Source organism: Isoptericola dokdonensis DS-3 (assembly GCF_001636295.1).
In the GTDB taxonomy this organism is placed as follows: domain Bacteria; phylum Actinomycetota; class Actinomycetes; order Actinomycetales; family Cellulomonadaceae; genus Isoptericola; species Isoptericola dokdonensis.
Window position 1 is genome coordinate 1,945,118 of record NZ_CP014209.1, and the last position, 19,323, is coordinate 1,964,440.

16 protein-coding genes are annotated in these 19,323 nt (G+C 74.5%); 8 read left to right on the top strand and 8 right to left on the bottom strand.

Features of this window, described 5'->3' with window-relative positions:
- Nucleotides 1-185: 185 nt before the first annotated feature.
- The gene (locus I598_RS09035) at nt 186-1,391 is read left to right on the top strand and encodes a glycosyltransferase (RefSeq protein WP_068205157.1); all 1,206 of its coding nucleotides are present in this window, start codon (nt 186-188) and stop codon (nt 1,389-1,391) included.
- A gap of 18 nt (nt 1,392-1,409) precedes the next feature.
- On the opposite strand, the gene I598_RS09040 is transcribed toward I598_RS09035, so the two are convergent.
- Entirely contained in the window at nt 1,410-3,434 is a 2,025-nt protein-coding gene (locus tag I598_RS09040) for an ABC1 kinase family protein (RefSeq protein WP_068202676.1), read from the bottom strand.
- 119 nt (nt 3,435-3,553) lie between these two features.
- Nucleotides 3,554-4,573, bottom strand: a complete 1,020-nt coding sequence (locus I598_RS09045; RefSeq protein ID WP_068202677.1) for a LacI family DNA-binding transcriptional regulator — start codon at nt 4,571-4,573, stop codon at nt 3,554-3,556.
- 239 nt (nt 4,574-4,812) lie between these two features.
- Here I598_RS09045 and I598_RS09050 point away from each other — a divergent pair, with 239 nt between their 5' ends.
- From I598_RS09050 to I598_RS09060, 3 genes are all read left to right on the top strand, one after another.
- Nucleotides 4,813-5,949 (top strand): Gfo/Idh/MocA family protein, encoded by a 1,137-nt coding sequence (locus tag I598_RS09050; protein ID WP_068205158.1) that lies wholly within the window; start codon nt 4,813-4,815, stop codon nt 5,947-5,949.
- Between the two features lie 62 nt (nt 5,950-6,011).
- On the top strand, nt 6,012-7,217 hold the full coding sequence (locus I598_RS09055; protein WP_198155808.1) for a dihydrodipicolinate synthase family protein: 1,206 nt from the start codon (nt 6,012-6,014) through the stop codon (nt 7,215-7,217).
- A complete protein-coding gene (locus I598_RS09060; protein WP_068202678.1) occupies nt 7,214-8,083 on the top strand; it encodes a sugar phosphate isomerase/epimerase family protein in 870 nt (289 codons plus the stop codon). Before I598_RS09055 ends, I598_RS09060 begins: the two co-directional genes overlap by 4 nt.
- Nucleotides 8,084-8,174: 91 nt before the next feature.
- Here I598_RS09060 and I598_RS09065 read toward each other — a convergent pair whose 3' ends face one another.
- Nucleotides 8,175-9,038, bottom strand: coding sequence for an AraC family transcriptional regulator (locus I598_RS09065; RefSeq protein WP_068202679.1), 864 nt, complete (start codon nt 9,036-9,038; stop codon nt 8,175-8,177).
- Between the two features lie 189 nt (nt 9,039-9,227).
- On the opposite strand from I598_RS09065, the gene I598_RS09070 reads away from it, so the two are divergent.
- Both I598_RS09070 and I598_RS09075 read left to right on the top strand, forming a co-directional pair.
- Nucleotides 9,228-10,010 carry an ABC transporter ATP-binding protein gene (locus I598_RS09070; RefSeq protein WP_068205160.1) on the top strand — a complete coding sequence of 261 codons (783 nt, stop codon included), beginning with the start codon at nt 9,228-9,230 and terminating at the stop codon, nt 10,008-10,010.
- A 167-nt stretch (nt 10,011-10,177) separates the two neighbouring features.
- Nucleotides 10,178-10,672: an ATP-binding protein gene (locus I598_RS09075; RefSeq protein ID WP_068202680.1), complete on the top strand. Its 495-nt coding sequence runs from the start codon at nt 10,178-10,180 to the stop codon at nt 10,670-10,672.
- A 13-nt stretch (nt 10,673-10,685) separates the two neighbouring features.
- Here the strand turns inward: I598_RS09075 and I598_RS09080 are convergent, their stop codons facing one another.
- Nucleotides 10,686-11,651, bottom strand: a complete 966-nt coding sequence (locus I598_RS09080; RefSeq protein ID WP_068202681.1) for an alpha/beta hydrolase fold domain-containing protein — start codon at nt 11,649-11,651, stop codon at nt 10,686-10,688.
- Nucleotides 11,651-12,043: an L-rhamnose mutarotase gene (locus I598_RS09085; RefSeq protein WP_335583258.1), complete on the bottom strand. Its 393-nt coding sequence runs from the start codon at nt 12,041-12,043 to the stop codon at nt 11,651-11,653. The genes I598_RS09080 and I598_RS09085 overlap by 1 nt, the downstream gene beginning before the upstream one ends.
- Nucleotides 12,044-12,296: 253 nt before the next feature.
- On the opposite strand from I598_RS09085, the gene I598_RS09090 reads away from it, so the two are divergent.
- Nucleotides 12,297-13,310, top strand: coding sequence for a LacI family DNA-binding transcriptional regulator (locus I598_RS09090; protein ID WP_068202683.1), 1,014 nt, complete (start codon nt 12,297-12,299; stop codon nt 13,308-13,310).
- Nucleotides 13,311-13,817: 507 nt separating this feature from the next.
- Here I598_RS09090 and I598_RS09095 read toward each other — a convergent pair.
- The 3 genes from I598_RS09095 to I598_RS09105 all read right to left on the bottom strand — a co-directional run bounded on the left by I598_RS09095 (nt 13,818) and on the right by I598_RS09105 (nt 17,721).
- Nucleotides 13,818-14,915 (bottom strand): LPXTG cell wall anchor domain-containing protein, encoded by a 1,098-nt coding sequence (locus I598_RS09095; protein ID WP_157557192.1) that lies wholly within the window; start codon nt 14,913-14,915, stop codon nt 13,818-13,820.
- A gap of 284 nt (nt 14,916-15,199) precedes the next feature.
- Complete coding sequence (locus I598_RS09100) at nt 15,200-16,723, bottom strand: mannitol dehydrogenase family protein (protein WP_068202685.1); 1,524 nt, start codon at nt 16,721-16,723, stop codon at nt 15,200-15,202.
- Nucleotides 16,720-17,721 (bottom strand): LacI family DNA-binding transcriptional regulator, encoded by a 1,002-nt coding sequence (locus tag I598_RS09105; protein WP_068202686.1) that lies wholly within the window; start codon nt 17,719-17,721, stop codon nt 16,720-16,722. Before I598_RS09105 ends, I598_RS09100 begins: the two co-directional genes overlap by 4 nt.
- A 170-nt stretch (nt 17,722-17,891) precedes the next feature.
- On the opposite strand from I598_RS09105, the gene uxaC reads away from it, so the two are divergent.
- Nucleotides 17,892-19,310 (top strand): glucuronate isomerase, encoded by a 1,419-nt coding sequence (uxaC, locus tag I598_RS09110; RefSeq protein ID WP_068202687.1) that lies wholly within the window; start codon nt 17,892-17,894, stop codon nt 19,308-19,310.
- Nucleotides 19,311-19,323: the final 13 nt, after the last annotated feature.

The following is a 19,323-nucleotide window of genomic DNA, read 5'->3' on the forward strand; positions in this document are numbered from 1 at the left end:
CGTCGTCGTTGCCGATCTCGTGCCATCGCTGACCCACTTAGTCGTCACTCGTCGCACCCGCGCCGTAGCGCGCCCCCTTTCTCGGTTCTGCCCTCATTGCGCCCAGAAAGTGTCATGAAGACTTAACACGACGGTCATCCCTGCCACATCACGTGGCGTCACGGTTGTTCCAGGAGGTGGTCAGCGTGTTCGAGCACAGCTCTCTTCGTGTCCTGTCCCTGTACGAGGGATTCTTCTCCGGCGGGGCCCGCGTCCTGCACACCACGGTCGTGTCGGGACTGCACGCCCACGGGCAGCAGCAGCACTCCGCGCTGAGCATCCACAGCTCGGTGCGGCGCGAGTCGATGCTGCAGCACATGGAGGACGACCCGCGGTACCGCATCCTGCGTGCCGCCGGTGTCCGGGTGTCGTCCTTGGGCCGCTCGACGGACGGGGACCACGACCCCCGCACGTTCACCGACGCCGAGATGGCGGTCGCGACCCGCGAGGCGACCGGCGTCGACGTCCTGCTGTCCCTCAAGGAGCAGCCGCTGCGACTGGTCAACCAGGCCGGGTTCCCCGACCGGCCGGTGGTCGCCTGCCTGCACCGGTCCGACCCGGAGCACTCCGGTGCGGCCCTGGACGACCTGCTCACGGCGGCCGGCTCGGGTCGGCTCGCCGCCGCGATCTGCTGTGCGGAGTCGACGAAGGACGCGTACGCGGCCGCCGGGGTGCCGGAGTCCCTGCTGCGCGTGGTGCCGAACGGCATCGACCTGACCCGCTTCCACCCGGTGCGCCGGGTCCGGCGGATGTCCCTGCGTGGCGCCCACGGCATCCCGGTGGACGCCACCCTGGTGGCGTACGCCGCCCGGTACGACGCGATGAAGAACCCGCGCCTGTTCCTCGCCGCGGCGCGGTCGTTCCTCGAGAGGGACCCCGCCGGCCACGTCATGATGTGCGGCGCCGGGATGTCGACCGACAACCCCGGTCTGGTCACGGACCTCGCCGAGACCTTCGGCGACCGCACCGACCTCCTCGCCCGCGTGCACCCGCAGGGCGTGCGCCGTGACATGGAGACGGTGTTCGCGATGGCGGACGTCGTGGCGCTGACCTCGGCGTTCGGCGAGGCGGCGCCGCTGTGCCTCATCGAGGGCGCGATGTGCGGCGCGGTCCCCGTGACGACGCCGGTGGGCGACTCCGCGCGGATCGTCGACGGCATCGGTTTCGTGACGAGCCTCGACGCCGACGAGATCGCCGAGACCTGGATCGAGGCGGCGGCCCGTCGCGGCGAGCTGCGCGGAGCGCTCACCCACGCGCGGCAGCGGTTCAGCCACGTGCGGATGCTGTCGGGCTACGCGCAGGTGCTGGAGCAGGCCGTGCGCGGGGCCGGGGCGCGGGTCGTCGCCGCCTGACCGCCGGGCTGCCCGCCCTCACCGGGCGGGCAGCCCCCGGAACGCGAAGACGAGCACCCGCACGCCCAGCACCGTCCCGGCGAACCCGAGCAGCGCACCCAGCACCGGGAACAGGGCCACGCCGTCACCGAGCTGCGGGCCGCCCTCGGCGACCATGAGCAGCACGGCCGCGACGACGGCCGACGACGCGACGAACGTCGCGACCACCTGCTGCACGAGCGACGTGACGAAGGCGCGGTCCGACGGGTCGGCGAACGCCCGCACCTGCACGGTGAAGCGCCCCTGCTCCAGGTCGGTGACGAGCCGGGTCACGCGCCGCGGGAACCGTTCGACCTCCGGGGCGAGCCCGACGAGCTGCTGCGTGACCTTGCGCCGCACGGCACCGAAGGTGGTGTACTCCTCGACGAGCGGCCGGGTGGCCTCCCGCGCGCCGGCGATCAGGTCGAAGCCGGGGCTGATCCGGCGCAGCGTGCCTTCCAGCGACGTGAAGGTGCGGAAGGCGGCGGCGACGTTCGCGGGGACGGCACACCCGGCGTCGGTGACGAGGCGGAACAGCGCCGCGAACGACGCGTCCACGGCCGCGCCGGACCGGAACCGCAGCAGGAGCTGCCCGACGGACCGCTCGAGCCGACGGGCGTCGAGCCCGCCGGGTGGTTCCAGCAGCTCGAGCAGGGCGTCGGTCGCGGCCACGGCATCGTCGCCGTCGATGGCGAGGAGCAGCGCGGCGATGCCCAGCCGCTCGGGCTCGCCGAGCCGGCCGACGGCGCCCATGTCGAGCAGCCCGATCGTGCCGTCCGCCGAGACGAGCACGTTGCCGGGGTGGAGGTCGGCGTGGAAGGTGCCCGCCACCAGCACCTGACGCAGGGCGACGGCGAGCAGGCTGCCGGCCAGCTCGGCCCGCCGGCCGGCGTCGAACCGGGCCAGCACCGTCTCGGCGCGACCGACCGGTTCCCCGGCGAGCCGGTCCATGACGAGCAGCGTCGGCCCGGACAGGTCGAGGTCGACGTCGGGCACGACCACCGGCGCGGTCGCGCCGGGCGCCGGGGGCTCCAGGGTGGCGCGCAGCGCGATCGTGTTCTCGGCCTCGCGCCGGTAGTCGAGCTCCTCGTGCAGCATGTCGGCGAAGCCCTCCGCGAGCCCGACGACGCCGAGCGTCCGGCCCCACGCCGTGTCCCGTTCGAGGCGGCGGGCGAGGCGGCGCAGGATGGCGAGGTCGACCTCCACCTGGTCGCGCGCCCCGGGCCGCTGCACCTTGACCACGACCTCCCGGCCGCCCGGCAGCCGTGCGACGTGCACCTGGCCGACGGAGGCGGACGCCAGCGGCTCGGGGGAGAACTCGTCGAAGACCTCCTCGATGGGGCGCCCGAGCGCGGCGACGACGGCCGCCTCGACGTCGGCCCACGGTGCGGGCGGCACCTCGCTCTGCAGCGACGCGAGCGCGTCGGCGACCGTCGGCGACAGCAGGTCGCGCCGGGTCGAGAGCACCTGCCCGAACTTCACGAACGTCACCCCGGCGTCGCCGAGGGTGTCGCGCAGACCGGCGGCGAGGCGTCGTTCGTCCGTGCGTGACATCCGGACGCCGTCCGCGTCCCGAGCGCCACGTCGCAGCGTGCCACCGAGCCCGTGCCGCGCGCCGATGGCGAGGATCTGCGCGTACCGGCGGGACTCGCGACGTCCCTGCCGGAGCCCCTGGAAGGCGCGCCAGGGCCCGGGGACCGCGCCCGTCGGGACGAGCAGCTCCAGCACGAGCAGCACGCACAGCCCGAGCACGTACGCCCAGGCGAACGTCAGCACGACGGCGGCGAGCGCCACGGCCGGGTGGACGGTGAGGTCACCGGCGTCGGTGACCCAGCCGTTCGAGGCGAGCCCGTACGTCAGGGCGCCCGACGCCGCCGACAGGGTCAGGAACGACACGACGGCGGCGCGGACCCAGCCGACGGGGGCGCCCATGACCCGCCGGGACGTGGCGGCGAGCAGCCCGAGCATGACGACGGTCGCGACGACACCGACGAGGCCGGTGAGGAACCCGGAGATCTCCTGCATGCGCCCAGACAACCGGAGCGCGGCGGGACCTGCGATCCGAGCGCGGCGACCGGCGGTCGGGCACTCCCCCGAAACGGCACGCAACGGCACGAACCGGACACGGCGCCCCTCGGCGCCGGTCAGCGGGCGGTGGACTCCCGGAGCACGACCTCGTGGCCGACCTCGACGCGGTCCGGCTCGGCGTCGGAGACGGCGGCGGCGACGGCGAGCCGGCCGAGCTCCTCCAGCGGGATCCGGACGGTCGTCAGCGCGGGCGAGTGGTCGCGCAGGGTGGGGATGTCGTCGAAACCGGCGACGGCGACGTCGTGGGGCACGGTGAGCCCGAGCTCGCGCAGCCGGGCGACGAGCCCGATGGCCATGACGTCGCTGGCGGCGAAGACGCAGGGGGCGTCGAGGCCGTCTGCGGCGGAGGCACGGGCGAGCTCGGCGACGCGGTCGCCGGCGGCGAACCCGCCGTCGCGGGAGAACTCCTCGGCGACGACGGCGACGACCTCCCCGCCGGCCGCGGCCACCCCGACGGCGAACGCGTCGGTCCGTTCCCGCGCGGTGACGACGCGCTCGGGCGCGCCGAGCAGCACGAAGCGGTGGTGCCCCTGGGCGACGAGCGCCTGGGCGAGCGCCTCGGCGCCGTCGACGTTGGGCGGGTGGACGACGCTCGCGGTGCCGAGCGCCTGCCCGACGACGACGACCCGGCCGCCGGACGCCTGGAAGGCGGCCACCTCGGCGGCGACGGGGGCGTCCTCGGCGGCGGACCAGCGGGTGCCGGCGACGACGACGGCGTCGACGCGGTGCCCGGCGAAGGCGGCGACGGCGTCGCGCTCGACGGCGGGGTCGCGGTCGGTGGAGGCCAGCAGGACCATGCGGCCGTGCTCGCGGGCGGCGGCCTGGGCGCCGGCGGCGATGGTGGAGAAGTAGGGGTCGGAGATGTCCTGGACGACGAGCCCGAGCAGTCCGGTGCGGGACCGGGCGAGGGCCTGGGCCTGCGCGTTGACGATGTAGCCGAGGTCGGCGGCGGCGGCGCGGACGCGGTCGACGAGCTCGGGTCCGGGTTGCCGGGCGGACCCGTTGAGCACGCGCGACGCGGTCGCGAGGGACACCCCGGCGCGGTCCGCGACGTCCTGCAGCCGAGCTCTGGCCACCTGCCACCTCCTGGTCGGTCGGACGGGCGGCGGCGGCCGCGCGTCCTGTTCGGCGCGATCCTAGGACCGCCGTGGTCCTCGGCGCTTGACGCGCCGCCGCGGGACACCCTACCGTGGGGATCGGAAAGCGCATTCCGTTGCCGATGGCACGCATGGGGAGCGCTGGAGAACGACCCGCACCGCTCGCGCCCGACGAAGGAGTCACCGCAGTGACCAGTACCCGCACCCTGCGCATCGCCATGAACGGCGTCACCGGCCGCATGGGATACCGCCAGCACCTCGTCCGCTCCATCCTGCCCATCCGTGAGCAGGGCGGCGTCGAGCTCCCCGACGGCACCCGGGTGCAGGTCGAGCCGGTCCTCGTCGGACGCAACGAGGCCAAGCTGGCCGAGCTCGCCGCACGGCACGACATCGCCGAGTGGACGACCGACCTCGACGGCATCATCCACGCCGACGACACCGACATCGTCTTCGACGCCGCGATGACCAACCTGCGCGCCGCGACGCTCACCAAGGCCATGAAGGCCGGCAAGCACGTCTACACCGAGAAGCCCACCGCCGAGACCCTGGCCGAGGCGATCGAGCTCGCCCAGCTGCGCGTCGAGACCGGCGTGACCGCCGGCGTCGTCCACGACAAGCTGTACCTGCCCGGCCTGGTCAAGCTCCGCCGCCTCGTCGACGAGGGCTTCTTCGGCCGCATCCTGTCCCTGCGCGGCGAGTTCGGCTACTGGGTCTTCGAGGGTGAGCACCAGCCCGCCCAGCGCCCCTCGTGGAACTACCGCAAGGAGGACGGCGGTGGCATGACCACCGACATGTTCTGCCACTGGAACTACGTCCTCGAGGGCATCCTCGGTGCCGTCAAGACCGTCAACGCCCAGACCGTCACCCACATCCCCACCCGCTGGGACGAGCAGGGCAAGCCCTACGACGCCACCGCCGACGACGCCGCCTACGGCATCTTCGAGATCGAGACGCCCGGCGGCGACCCCGTCGTCGCGCAGATCAACTCGTCCTGGGCGGTGCGCGTCCACCGCGACGAGCTCGTCGAGTTCCAGGTGGACGGCACGCACGGCTCCGCCGTCGCCGGCCTGTTCTCCTGCGTCGCGCAGCAGCGCGCCCACACCCCCAAGCCGGTGTGGAACCCCGATCTGCCCACCGCGGAGAAGTTCCGCGAGCAGTGGGCCGACGTCCCCGCCAACGCCGAGGTCGAGAACGGCTTCAAGGCGCAGTGGGAGGAGTTCCTGCGCGACGTCGTCGCCGGGCGCGAGCACCGCTTCGACCTGCTCTCCGCCGCCCGCGGCGTCCAGCTCGCCGAGCTCGGCCTGCGGTCGTCGGCCGAGGGCCGCCGCCTGGCCGTCCCGGAGATCTCGCTGTGAGCGCCACCGTCGTGGGCCACGAGGGCGCTCCCGAGCTGACCGCCAGCGGCGCCACCGTGCGCCTGCCGCGGTTCGACGACGGCGGCCGGGTCGTCGGCACCGAGGTGCGCGAGCTCAACGCACCCGGCCCCTGGGTCGCACCGTCGGCCCCGATCCGCAGCCGTGTCGCGTTCGCCGCCGCGCACGTCGTCCCGCACGTCGGCGCGGAGAACGTGCCCGGTGCGCCCGCCGTCGTCGACTGGGACGCCACCCTCGCCTACCGCCACCAGATCTGGCGGTACGGCCTGGGCGTCGCCGACGCGATGGACACCGCCCAGCGCGGCATGGGCCTCGACTGGGCCGCCACCCAGGAGCTCGTGCGGCGCTCCGCCGCCGAGGCCGCGTCCGTCGGCGGCGCCATCGCCTGCGGCGCCGGCACCGACCAGCTCGACCCGGCCGCCGTCGAGCCCGGCGAGCAGGGTCTGGCGGCCGTCGTCGACGCGTACCGCGAGCAGGTGCGGGTCGTCCAGGAGGCCGGGGCGCAGGTCATCGTCATGGCGTCCCGCGCCCTGGCGAAGGTCGCCCGCTCCGCCGACGACTACGCCCGCGTCTACGACGCCGTCCTCGCCGAGGCCGACCAGCCCGTCGTCCTGCACTGGCTCGGCACGATGTTCGACCCGGCGCTGGCGGGCTACTGGGGCTCGGAGTCGGTGGACACCGCCACCGCGACGTTCGTCGACCTCATCAAGGCCCACCAGGCGAAGGTCGACGGCGTGAAGGTCTCGCTGCTCGACGCCGGGCACGAGATCGGCCTGCGCCGCACCCTCGCCGGGCTCGACGGATCGCCCGTGCGTCTCTACACCGGCGACGACTTCAACTACCCCGAGCTCATCGCGGGCGACGAGCAGGGCTACTCCGACGCCCTGCTCGGCATCTTCGCGGCGATCTACCCGGCGGCGTCCACCGCCCTGCAGTCGTTCGACGCGGCGCTGGACGGCGACGCCGCCGCGGCCACCCGGGGGCACGCGATCCTGGCCTCCACCGAGAAGCTGGGCCGGCACATCTTCTGCGCGCCGACCTACTTCTACAAGACCGGCGTCGCGTACCTGTCCTGGCTCAACGGGTTCCAGCCGGGCTTCCAGCTCGTCGGCGGCCTGCACTCCGGTCGCTCGCTCGCGCACCTGGTGCAGCTCGCCCGCCTCGCCGACGACTGCGGCATGCTGCTCGACCCCGACCTCGCCGCGCAGCGCCTGCAGGCGCTGCTCACCGTGAACGGGGTGGACGCATGAGCGACCTGAGCCGCTGCTCCCTGAACAGCGCCACCGTCAAGCACGCGTCGCTCACCGAGGCCGTCGAGGCCGCCGCGACCGCCGGCCTGGGCGCCGTCGGCCTGTGGCGCCACCAGGTGCAGGAGCACGGCGCCGGCACGGCCCGCAAGATCGTCGAGGACGCCGGGCTGCGCGTCTCGTCGCTGTGCCGCGGCGGGTTCCTCACGGCGGCCACCCCCGAGGGCGTCGCCGAGGCCGTCGCCGACAACCGCCGCGCCATCGAGGAGGCGGCGGGCGTCGGCACCCGCGAGCTGGTGTTCGTCGTGGGCGGGCTCCCCGGGTCGTCGCCCGAGCAGCCTCCCGCGCCCGGCACCGACCGCGACGTCGTCGCGGCCCGGCAGCGCGTCGCGGACCGCCTCGCGGACCTCGCCCCGATCGCCGCCGAGCACGACGTGCGCATCGTCCTCGAGGCGCTGCACCCGATGTTCGCCGCCGACCGGGCCGTGCTGTCCACGCTCGGCCAGGCGCTCGACCTCGCCGCACCGTTCGACGCGCGCACCGTCGGCGTCGTCGTGGACACCTACCACGTGTGGTGGGACCCGGACCTCCAGGCGTCCATCGCCCGGGCCGGGCGCGAGGGCCGCATCGCGGGCTACCAGATCTGCGACTGGAACCTGCCGTTCGCCTCCCTCGCGCTCAACTCCCGCGGGCACGTCGGGGACGGGTACATCGACTTCGCGACCATCACCCGCTGGGTCGCCGAGGCCGGGTACGACGGTGACGTCGAGACCGAGATCTTCAACGAGGAGATCTGGGCGGCCGACCCGCTCGAGACCGCCCGCACCGTCGGCGCGCGCTACGCGGAGCACGTGCTGCCGCACCTCTGAGGCGCCGTCGCCGAGGCGCCACCTCGGTCGGACGCCGCAGGACGCACGACGCCCCGGCACCCACCACGGGTGCCGGGGCGTCGTCGTCCGCTCAGCCCCGCTCGACGGGCAGCCAGAGCTCGCACGTCGCGTGGGTGGCGGTGAGCTCCAGGTAGCGCAGGATCGACGGGCCCGGGCGCAGCCGCCACGGGTTCGACGGGAACCACTCGGTCGCGGTCGCGGCCCACGTGCGCTGGAGCGTCTCGGGGAACGGGCCGCTGGACGCGAACACCGCCCAGTGCCCGGCGTCGACGCGGATCACGTCGAGGTCGTCGGGCGGAGGCGCTGCACCGTCGGTCGCGACGCCGTGCAGGTACGTGAGCAGGGTGCCCTCGGCGGCGTCGGGGTCGACGTCCGCCGTGACGGCGAGGATGCCGCCCGGATCGGCGCTCGACAGCGCCTTGAGCCGGAGGTGCTCAGCGGCCGGGATCGCGGCGACGTGCGCCTGGATGTGCGGGTTGACCCCCTCGTGGACGAGCGGGACCTGGGCGGCGTGGCCCACCAGGACGAGCTCGGGGCGGTCGGTGACGGTGACGTCCATCGGGATGCTCCCTTCGACGCTCAGGCGGAACCTGAGCACGGGTTGTGTCCGCAGGGGACCGCCGGCCCGCCGCACGTCGGCCGGCCCGGTGCCGTGCACCGCCCGGAACGCCCGCCCGAACGCCTCGACCGACCCGTACCCGTGGCGCACGGCCACGTCGAGCAGGTTCGGCGCCCCGGCGACGAGGTCGGCGGCGGCGAGCGTCATGCGTCGCCGCCGCACGTACTCCGACAGCGGCATCCCGGCGAGCGACGAGAACATCCGCCGCAGGTGGTACTCGGTGGTGCCGTGCCGCCGGGCGATCGCCGTGAGGTCCGGTTCGTCCTCGACGCTGCGTTCCACCAGGTCGACCAGGTCGTTCAGCGTGCCGATCATGCGATCCCCCCTTGCACCGACGATCCTGCGGGAGCAGGCGGCCCTCTGACCCGATCATCGCGGTCCGGCGTGATCGGTGCGGGCCCGGTCCGTGGCCGGGAACTCCCTCCGACGCCCGTTCGTCGTACGGTGTGGCCCGTCGGCACCCTCCTCCCGCCGACGGGCCACCACCGTCCACCGAAGGTCACGATGAGCACGAGCACCCCCTCCCCCGTCCTGCGCGCCACCGGCCTCTCGGCCGGGTACGGAGGCGCCGACGTCGTGCACGGCATCGACCTGGAGCTGGTCACCGGCGGTGCGCCGGTGGGCGTCGTCGGGGCGTCCGGCTCGGGGAAGTCGACGATCGTGCGGGCCCTGGCGGGCGTCGTGAAGCCCACGCGCGGGCACGTCACGTGGTCCGGGCGACCCGTGTCGAAGGTCGGCCTGCGGGACAAGAAGCGGTTCCGGGCACAGGTGCGCCGTGTCGCGCAGGAGGGCCTGGGTGACATCGACCCGCGCTCCACCGTCGACCGGGTGCTCGCCGGCGCGCTCACCGACGCGCGCCGGGCGGGCGTCGCCAACGGTGCGACCGTCGCCGAGCTGCTCGACCACGTCGCCCTCGAGCCGCGGTTCGCGACGCGCGTCCTCGGCACCATGTCGGGCGGGGAGAAGCAGCGCGTCGTCCTCGCCGCCGCCATCGCCACCCGGCCGTCCGCCCTGCTGCTCGACGAGCCGCTCACCGCCGTCGACCCGTCGATGCGCGGCGAGGTGGTGCGCCGGCTCGCCGAGACCACCGCCGCCGACGGCACCGCCGTGCTCCTGGTGTCCCACGACCTCGAGCTCGTGGAGCGCCTCTGCCCGCAGGTGCACGTCCTGGCCGGCGGCACGTTCGTCGCGTCCGGCAGCCTGTCACGGGTCCTGTCGGACTCCGAGCATCCCGCGGTGCGCGAGCTCGCCGAGGCCGCCCCGCTGGCGGTCCAGAGGTTCCGCTGACCACGGTCACGCGGCCGGCGTGACGGGGCCGCCCGGCGTGCCGCGGACGGCGGTACCGGCAGGCACGGGCCGTCGTGGACGGGTAGGCTCGACCAGGCGCTCATCCCCCCACCCGCTCCGAGGAGATCGATGCTGATCCGGTCCGACGGCAGCACGGCGGTCCACCCGTGACCGACTGGGTCGTCGCCACGCCGCCCGTCGTCGCGACGTGGGACGTCGTCGACGCGGAGGAGCTGGCGGGCGCCCGGCAGGAGCTGGAGTCGACCGTGTGCGAACGGGTCCCGGCCCTGGCGCTCCCGGAGCACGCCGAACCCCTGTCCCACGTGATCCTCGTCGCGAGCGAGCTCGTCACGAACGCGCTGCGGCACACCGACGGTCCGGCACGCCTCGACCTGCTGGCACCCGACGGGGCGATCGTCGTGACGGTGCTGGACCACCGGCCCGACGTCCCCCCCGTGCTCAGCCCGGACCGGGACCTCGGGCAGGGCGGGTTCGGGCTGCAGCTCGCCGTGCGGCTGGCGGAGGACGTCGGGTGGTTCCGCGCCGAGGACGGCAAGCAGGTATGGGCCCGGTTCGCGGTGCCGACCGCCACGACCACCGAGCCGCCGACCCCGGCGGAGCAGCCCGACCGACGGCCCCGGGCCGCGGCCGACCGGGCCTGACCGGACCCGACCCTCAGGCAGGTGGCTCGAGGGCGGTGTCGTCGGTCCCGCCCGTGAGGAACGCGGCCAGGCGGACCAGCGACCTGCCGCACCCCGGGTGCTGCGGCTGGTTGAGGTGGCCGTGCCGGGTGCCTTCCTCGCGCACCAGGACGACCTCCGTGCCCGCTGCCACGAGCTCGGCGGCGTAGGCCTCCCCGCCGGCCCGCAGGGCGTCCCGGTCGGACGTGACGAGCATCGTCGGCGGCAGGCCGCGCAGGTCCTGCCCGCCCGGGAAGGCGTACGGCGACGCGGGACCCCCGTCGTGGCCGAGGTAGTTGTCGTTCATCGCGCGGAGGCGCGGCGGTGGGAAGGACACGTCGGGCGCGACGCCGCGCAGTGCGGCGAGCAGCTCGTCGCTCGCGGGCGGCAGCACGTGGTGGGTCACCGGGTAGGCGAGGACGACGCTGTGCGGCGCCGGTGGCACCGGGGCACCCGACGGCGTGGGGACGACGCCTGGCACGCCCGCCGCCGCGTCGCGCAGCCGCAGCGACGCACCGGCCGCGAGGTTGCCGCCCGCGCTCGCACCGCCGATCGACCAGGCGTCCGGGCGGACGCCGAGGTCCGCGCCGGTGGCCCAGGCGTACGCGAACGCCATCTCCCGGGACGCCACGGGGAACCGGGCGTCGGTGCGACCCGACCCGGCACCCGGTGCGGGGGCTCGGTCGGCGCCCTCGAACGTCGGCGCCAGGGAGTAGTCGACGCTCACCACGACGACCCCGCGCGCCGCCAGGTACCGCGCCACGCCGTCGGCCTCGTGCATGTCCAGGTCACCGCGGTAGAACGCGCCGCCGTGCGCCCACACGAGCCCTGCGACGCGGTGCTCGGTGTCCGGCTCGTAGACGCGCACCCGCAGGTCGCCGTGCGGGCCGTCGAGGACCCATCCGGCGACCGTGACCGGCGTCGTGGCCGGTGCGGCGTCCGCTGCGGGCCCCGCGGCCATCAGGTGTCCCGTCCGGAGGATCGCCCGGCGGTCGCTTGTGCGCCGTCGGCCGCCGCGAGCTGCGTCTCGAGGTGGAAGACCTCGGTGAGCTCGGTCATGGACTCGTCGGGGCCAGCACCGTCGAAGAACTCCGCCATCTCCGCCTGCCAGCGGGCGTTCACCTCGTGCAGGCCTATGCGGGCGCGGGCGGCGTCGGGGTCGCGGCTCTCGAAGTAGCCGACGACCTGACCGTCCGGCGCGACGAAGATCGAGTAGTTCTCCCAGCCGGTGGCGTGCAGGGCACGCAGCATCTCGGGCCAGACCTCGCCATGGCGACGCCCGTACTCCGTGAGCCGGTCCGGGCGGACCCGGAACTGGAACATCACCCGGCGGACGGGTGGTCGTCCTGTCACGCGGTCCTCCTCGGCCAGGGAGTGAATCGTTTCATGGTCAGCCTAGCCCGCCCCGACGACGTCGGACAAGACCCGGGGACACCACTCCACGCCCGCCCACCGCGCGGCACGCCGACCACGAACCCCGCCCCCCGGACCGACGGGCCGGCCCCACGGCCCCGCCCCCGCCACCGTCGCCCGCCGGCATGCCTGCCGATAGCATCCGGGGACCAGCCCCGCCCGCCCCCACGGGACGCCGACGAGAAGAGACCCCATGCCCCCCGCACGACGCCGCACGTCGATCTCCGACGTCGCCCGCCGCGCCGGGGTGTCGGTCGGCACCGTCTCCAACGTCCTCAACCGCCCCGACCGCGTCACCCCCACCACCCGCGAGCGCGTCGAGGCCGCCATCGGCGAGCTGCAGTTCGTGCGCAACGGCTCCGCCCGCCAGCTCCGCGCCGGCACCATCACCACCGCCGGCGCCGTCGTCCTGGACGTCGCCAACCCGTTCTTCACCGACGTCGCCCGCGGCATCGAGGACCGCCTCGACGAAGCCGGCTACACCCTCATGCTCGCCAGCAGCGACGAGCAGCCCGAACGCGAGGCCCGCTACCTGCGACTCTTCGAGGAGCACGGCGTCCAGGGCGTCATGGTCGTCCCCGCCACCGACGACGTCACGCACCTCGTCGACCTGCACGACCGCGGGGTGCGCGTCGTCCTGCTCGACCGCCCCTCCCCCGTCGAGGTCCTGTCCTCCGTCGCCGTGGACGACCGTGCCGGAGCCGCCGCCGCCGCCGCGCACCTCCTGGACCTGGGCCACGAACGCATCGCGTTCCTCAACGGCCCGCACACCATCCGTCAGTGCGCGGACCGCTCCGCCGGGCTGCGCGCCGCCCTCGCCGACGCCGGTCACGACCCCGACGAGGCCGTCGTCGAGATCACGCTCGCCACCCTCAACGCCGACGGCGGCCAGACCGGCACCCAGCAGGTCCTCGCGCTCGCCGACCGCCCCACCGCCCTGCTCTGCGTCAACGACCTCGCCGCCCTCGGCGCCCTGCGCACCCTCCGCGCCGCCGACGTCCCCGTCCCGTCCGGCATGGCCGTCGTCGGCTACGACGACGTGGCGTTCGCCGCCGAGCTCGCCACCCCCCTCACCTCCGTGCGTCAGCCCACCCACCGGCTCGGCCACCGAGCCGCCGACCTGCTCCTGGCAGACGACCCCGCCCCGTCGCACGTCACCTTCCAGCCCGAGCTCGTCGTCCGCGCCTCCACCACCGGCCTTACCTGACGCGAGTCAGCGCACGGCGGCGCCAGTCAGCGTGAATTCCGTTCAGTCAGCGCACGGCGGCGTTCAGTCAGCGCGGATGGGCGCAAGTCAGCGTGAACTTCGTTCAGTCAGCGCACGGCGGCGCGAGTCAGCGCAGATTGCGCCGAGTCAGCGTACGTCGGGTGCCGGACGCCGGGGGGCGCCGCGCGTCGTCGCGTTCACGGGCCCCAGGGGGCCCTCCACCTCGGGCTTGACGACGACGCGCGGCACCCCCCGACGTCCTTTGCCCTCGCGTTCGGTGTCCGTCAGGTCGCCTTGCGCTGACTGGTGCTGTTGTGCGCTGACTCGCGGGAATCTGCGCTGACTGGTGGGGCCTGCGCTGACTCGCGCCGTCGTGCGCTGACTGGTGGGGCCTGCGCTGACTCGCGCCGGGCGGTGCGAATCGCGGACGCACGAGGGCCCCGCCGGATCGCTCCGGCGGGGCCCTCGGTCAGGTCGGATCAGGTGGGCCAGGCTCGACCCGTGCGGTCAGGCCCGACGACGGACGACGACGACGGCGGTGACGCCGAGGCCCACGAGCAGCAGCGCACCGAGCGCGAACGGCAGGACGGTCGAGCCGGTCTGCGGCAGCTCCTCCTCACCCGGCTCCACGGCCTGCGGGGTGACGCGGATGTCGTTCGCCCGCACGTCGTCAGCCTCCGCACCGGACTGGTCCCCGGGGACGACCTCGCTCTCGCCGACCCGGTCCGCGGTGTCGTCCTCCTCGTCGGCAGGGGGAACGGCGGACGCCGACGGAGCGGGCGTCGCCGAGGCGGAGGGCTCGGGCGTCGGGACGTCGGAGGGCTCCGGCGTCGCGGACTCGGAGACGTCCGGCGACGGCTCGGGCGAGGACTCGGGCGTCGGGGTGCTGCTCGGCGACGGGGTGGGGGTCGGGGCCGGCTCCACGGGCACCTCGGTGCCGCCGCAGGTGACCTTGCCCTCCCAGTGGTAGTTGGTCTCCGCGACCTGGACCCAGGTGTACGAGTACGACGTCCAGCCGGGCCAGTCGCGGTGCGTGGTCACGTCGAACGTGACGATGCCGCTGTAGTCCGTGTCGGAATGAAAGTTGAAGGTGCGGGACTCGCCGGTGACGTCGTTCACCACGGCAACGTTCACATGGTTGTTGTGGCGAAGGCCCTCGGGGAACGTGACGGTGAGCGCCCCTTCACAGGTGGGGGCCGGGTAGTACCAGCCGCCGCTGTCGGGGATCTCGCGCACGGCGACGTGGCTGATGTCCTGGGACCTGCCCTGGTGGTTGCTCGCCGGAGACTGCACGGTGAGCTCCTTCACCGGCGGGTCGACGGTCCACGTCTTCACCTCCTGAGCGGCCTTCACGCACACCTCGACGATCAGTCGCGCCTCGGCGGCCTCGACCGTGTACGAGGTCCCGCTGAGGCCGTCGATCTTTCGCCACCCGTCGCTGGACGAGCAGACCTCCTGGCCCTTGCCGGGGCCTTGCCCTCCCCCGGTGGCGTGAGCGCTCGAGGCGGTGGACGCGGCCCCGAGGAGCAGCAGGAACAGGGTGGCGATCAGAGCGATCGGCGCACGCAGTCGCACGAAGGACATCTCGAGGGGTCTCGCTTCCACGGTGGGACGGAGTGCTTGCCCCGGGAGCCTAGACGAATGTACGGAGTGTCCGGAAGATCGGAGATGCGGCTGTTATCGGATAGTGATATGTGCGGTGACGCCCCCGCAGACCTCCGTGGGCAGCACGAAGGGACCGGGGACGGCATCGTCCCCGGTCCCTTCATGGCTGCCGTCGCATCGAGCGACCGTGCGCTGACTCGCGCCACCCGAGCGCTGACTGACGCCGTCGTGCGCTGACTCGCGCCACCCGAGCGCTGACTGACGCCGTCGTGCGCTGACTCGCGTCAGGAGACGCTGCGCGCGCCGACGCCCTCCAGCCCGGCGAGCTCGACGACCTCGGCGGCGACGGCGTCGAGGAGTCGCGGGTCGAGCCCGGCCCCGCCGGGCAGCATCCCGGCGAGGGCGGTCAGGGCACGGGCGACGTCCTCGGGGCGGGCGTCGGCGGCGGACCCGCCGCCGACGGCGGCGACCATGCGCTGCATCTCGGGCCCGCGGGGGTCGTCGACGGCACGCCCGGCGACGGCTTCGCGGCGCACGACCTCGGACCACGCGGCCAGCGCGTAGGCGGCGCCGCGCGGGACCTCGCCGGCGGCGAGCCGCTCGACGATCGTGTCGCCCCAGCGGTAGGGGATCTTCTGGGTGCCGTCCATGGACACCTGCCGGGTGGTGTGCCCGGTGGCGGGGTTGGCGAACCGCACGAGCAGCGACTCGCCGTAGGCGCGCAGGTCGGCGCCCTCGGGCGGGGTGAGGGTGGGCAGGGCGTCGTCGAACAGGAGCTCGCGGGCGCGCGCGAGGATCGCCGGGTCCTCGACGGCCTCGGCGATGGTCTCGTGCCCGGCGAGCCGCCCGGCGTAGGCGAGCAGCGAGTGGGTGCCGTTGAGCAGCCGCAGCTTGGCGCGCTCCCACACGGCGACGTCGTCGGTGAGGGTGGCGCCGGCCTCCTCCCAGGCGGGTCGCGGCCCGGCGAAGCGGTCCTCGACGACCCACTGGCTGAACGGCTCGCCCACGACGAGCCCCTCGTCGCGCACGCCGAGGGCGGCCTCGACGTCGTCGCGCTGCTCGGCGGTGGTGGCGGGCACGATGCGGTCCACCATCGAGCAGGGGAACGTGACGGACCCCGCCAGCCAGGCGCGCAGCGCGTCGCCCTCGGCGCCGGGCAGGGCGGCGTCGACGGCCTCGCGGACGAGACGTTCGAGGACGCGCCCATTGTCGACCATGTTGTCGCAGGTGAGCACGGTGATCGGCCGGTGGTCGGCGTGCTCGGCGGCGGCGCGGAAGCGGGCGGCGAGGCCGCGGGTGAGCAGCCCGACAGCGCCGGAGGGTCCGTCGTCGGCCGCGTCGTCCCCGGCGTGCTCGGCGCGCAGCGCGGCGAGGTCACCCGCGACGAGGTCGGTGTCCAGGGCGCCGGACGCCGTCCGGCAGTAGCCCTTCTCGGTGACCGTCAGGGTCACGAGGTGCGTGGTGGGCTCGGCGATCGTCGCGAGGACGCGGTCGGTCTCCTCGGCGGGCCAGGCGACGTCGAGCACGGCTCCGACGAGGTCCAGCGAGGTCTCGGTCGCACCGGCGGTGAGCACCGAGTAGACGCCGCCCTGGGGGCGGAGCTGGTCGCGCACGGAGGCGGAGCGCTGCGTCACGCCGAGGATGCCCCAGCGCAGGTCGCCCGTGGCTCGCGCCGCCTGCTCGGTGTAGACGGCCTGGTGCGCGCGGTGGAACGCCCCGATCCCGAGGTGGACGATGCCGACCGACGCCGGCGTCACGGGCGCCGGGACGGTCCCCGGCAGGGTGGAGCGGTGCAGTCGGTCGGTCACGGTTCTCCTCGGTCGACGGGCGGTGCGGTGGGCGGGGCCGTGGAAGAACGGACGACGAGGTCGACGTCCAGCGGCGGCAGGTGGGGCGCCGGGCTCCCCGGCGCGGAGGCGACGAGCTGGTCGACGGCCGCACGGCCGAGCGCGCGCAGGTCGACGCGCAGGGTGGTGAGCGGCGGGTCGACGAGGGAGGCGACGTAGGAGTCGTCGCAGCCGACGACGGAGAAGTCGTCGGGCACGCGCAGGCGGCGCGCGCGCAGCCGGTCGACGAGCCCGACGGCGACGAGGTCGTTGAACGTGATGACGGCGGTGGCCCCGGTCGCGACGACGAGGTCGGCGGCGGCCTGCCCGCCCTCGACCTGGGGTCGGAACGCGCCGAGCTCGACGACCTCGACGTCGTCGTGGCGGGCGGCCGCCGCGGCGAGGCCGGCGCGGCGCGCCTGGTCGCTCCACGAGGAGGACGGTCCACCGACGTAGGCGATCCGGTGGTGCCCGAGCGCACGCAGGTGCTCGACGGCGCGGCGCATCCCGGCCGCGTGGTCGGCGCCGACGGCGGCGACGCCGTCGACGGCGTGGTTGACGAGCACGACGGGCCGCTTCTCGGCGGCGGCGAGCGCGCGGTCGACGGCCCGGGGCGAGCAGAGCACGACGCCGTCGGTCTGCGGGCCGAGGGTGTGCATGGCCTCGGCCTCGAGGTCGGGGTTCTCCTCGGTGTCGACGACGAACAGCCCGTAGCCGCGCTCGCGCGCCCGCTCCTGGGCGCCCTTGGCGACGGTCGCGAAGTAGGGGTTGGCGAGGTCGGGCACGACGAGCCCGTAGGCGCCGGCACGGCCGGCGCGCAGCGAGGACGCGGCGCGGTTGGGGCGGTAGCCGAGCTCGTCGGCGGCGGTGCGGACCTTCTGCCGGGTGGCGGGGGCGACCCGGTCGGGGTCGGACAGCGCCCGGGACACGGTGGAGATCGAGACCCCGGCGACGCGCGCGACGTCGTGCACGGTGACCATCGGTGGCTCCTTCATCCTGCGAACGTTTGCAACAGCGACTCTTCCGGACAGAGTATCGCGTCTCGGCACTCGCTTCCGCGCGCGTCACCGCGTAGGATGCAAACGTTGTCACGCCACATCCGTAGCCACACGACGTCGTACCCGATGTCACTCGACGAGGAGAACCGCACGTGAGCGAGCCGTGGACCCTGCACCCCGACCGGGCGCTGCCTGCCGACCCGACCGTCCGCGGCATCGCCCGCGAGGTCTACGCGGCGACGAAGGACCTGCCGATCGTGTCGATGCACGGGCACGTGCCGGTCGAGTGGTTCACGCAGGACACCTCGTTCGGCGACCCGGCACAGCTCTTCGTCGTCCCGGACCACTACCTGACCCGCATGCTCGTCTCCCAGGGCGAGACGCTGCCGCGCCTCGGGGTCGGCTCGACGCCCGACGAGGCCGTGGAGACCGACCCGCGCGAGATCTGGCGTCGGTTCTGCGCGGGCTGGAAGCACTTCCGCGGGACCCCGACCCGGTACTGGCTGGAGCACGCGTTCGTCGAGATCTTCGGCGTGACGCAGCGCCCGTCGGCCGAGACCGCGGACGCGATCTACGACCAGGTCGCCGCCCGCATCGCCGAGCCCGGCTTCCGCCCCCGCGCCCTGCTCGACACGTTCGGCATCGAGGTCATCGCCACGACCGACCCGGCGTGGTCGTCGCTGGAGGACCACACCCGCCTGGCGAAGGACGGCTTCGGCGAGCGCGTGCTGCCGACGTTCCGCCCGGACCCGCTGCTGCACCTGGACCGCGCGACGTGGCGGGACGAGATCGCGCTGCTGGGCGACGCCGCCGGCACGGACGTGACGAGCTACGCCGCCTACCTGGACGCCCTGCGCACCCAGCGCCAGAAGTTCGTCGAGGCCGGCGCGCGCGCCACGGACCACGGCCACCTGTGGGCGGACACCACGCCGCTCGACGACGCGGAGGCCGTCCGCATCTTCGACGCCGCGCTGGCCGGCACCGTCACCGCCGACGAGGCCCGCGTGTTCAGCGGGCACATGCTGTTCCAGATGGCCGCGATGTCCGCCGAGGACGGCCTGGTCATGCAGCTCCACCCGGGCGTGCTGCGCGACCACGCGAGCGCCCCCTTCCAGGCGTTCGGCCCGGACAAGGGCTACGACATCCCCGTCGTCACGGAGTTCACGCACTCGCTGCGCCCGGTGCTCGACGCGTTCGGCCACCACCCGAACTTCCGGATGCTGGCCTTCACGGTCGACGAGGACGTCTACTCGCGCGAGCTCGGTCCGCTGGCCGGCGTCTACCCCGCGCTGAAGCTGGGTGCGCCGTGGTGGTTCCTCGACGCGCCGGAGGCGATGCGCCGGTTCCGCGAGTCCGCGACCGAGACGGCGGGCTTCAGCAACATGAGCGGCTTCGTCGACGACACGCGGGCGTTCTGCTCGATCCCGGCCCGCCACGACCTGGCCCGGCGCATCGACGCCGGCTACCTGGCGCGGCTGGTGGCCGAGCACCGGCTGGAGCTGGACGAGGCCGTGGACACCGCCGTCGACCTGGCGTACCGGTCCGCGCTGGCGTCCTACCCGCGCCCCTGACGTCGCCGGTGGC

Bases quoted from the DNA above. Each gene is read 5' to 3' on its own strand.
- I598_RS09040 (WP_068202676.1), bottom strand. From the start codon at position 3,434: ATGCAGGAGATCTCCGGGTTCCTCACCGGCCTCGTCGGTGTCGTCGCG.
- I598_RS09050 (WP_068205158.1), top strand. From the start codon at position 4,813: ATGAACGGCGTCACCGGCCGCATGGGATACCGCCAGCACCTCGTCCGC.
- I598_RS09060 (WP_068202678.1), top strand. From the start codon at position 7,214: ATGAGCGACCTGAGCCGCTGCTCCCTGAACAGCGCCACCGTCAAGCAC.
- I598_RS09065 (WP_068202679.1), bottom strand. From the start codon at position 9,038: ATGATCGGCACGCTGAACGACCTGGTCGACCTGGTGGAACGCAGCGTC.
- I598_RS09070 (WP_068205160.1), top strand. From the start codon at position 9,228: ATGAGCACGAGCACCCCCTCCCCCGTCCTGCGCGCCACCGGCCTCTCG.
- I598_RS09080 (WP_068202681.1), bottom strand. From the start codon at position 11,651: ATGGCCGCGGGGCCCGCAGCGGACGCCGCACCGGCCACGACGCCGGTC.
- I598_RS09090 (WP_068202683.1), top strand. From the start codon at position 12,297: ATGCCCCCCGCACGACGCCGCACGTCGATCTCCGACGTCGCCCGCCGC.
- I598_RS09105 (WP_068202686.1), bottom strand. From the start codon at position 17,721: ATGGTCACCGTGCACGACGTCGCGCGCGTCGCCGGGGTCTCGATCTCC.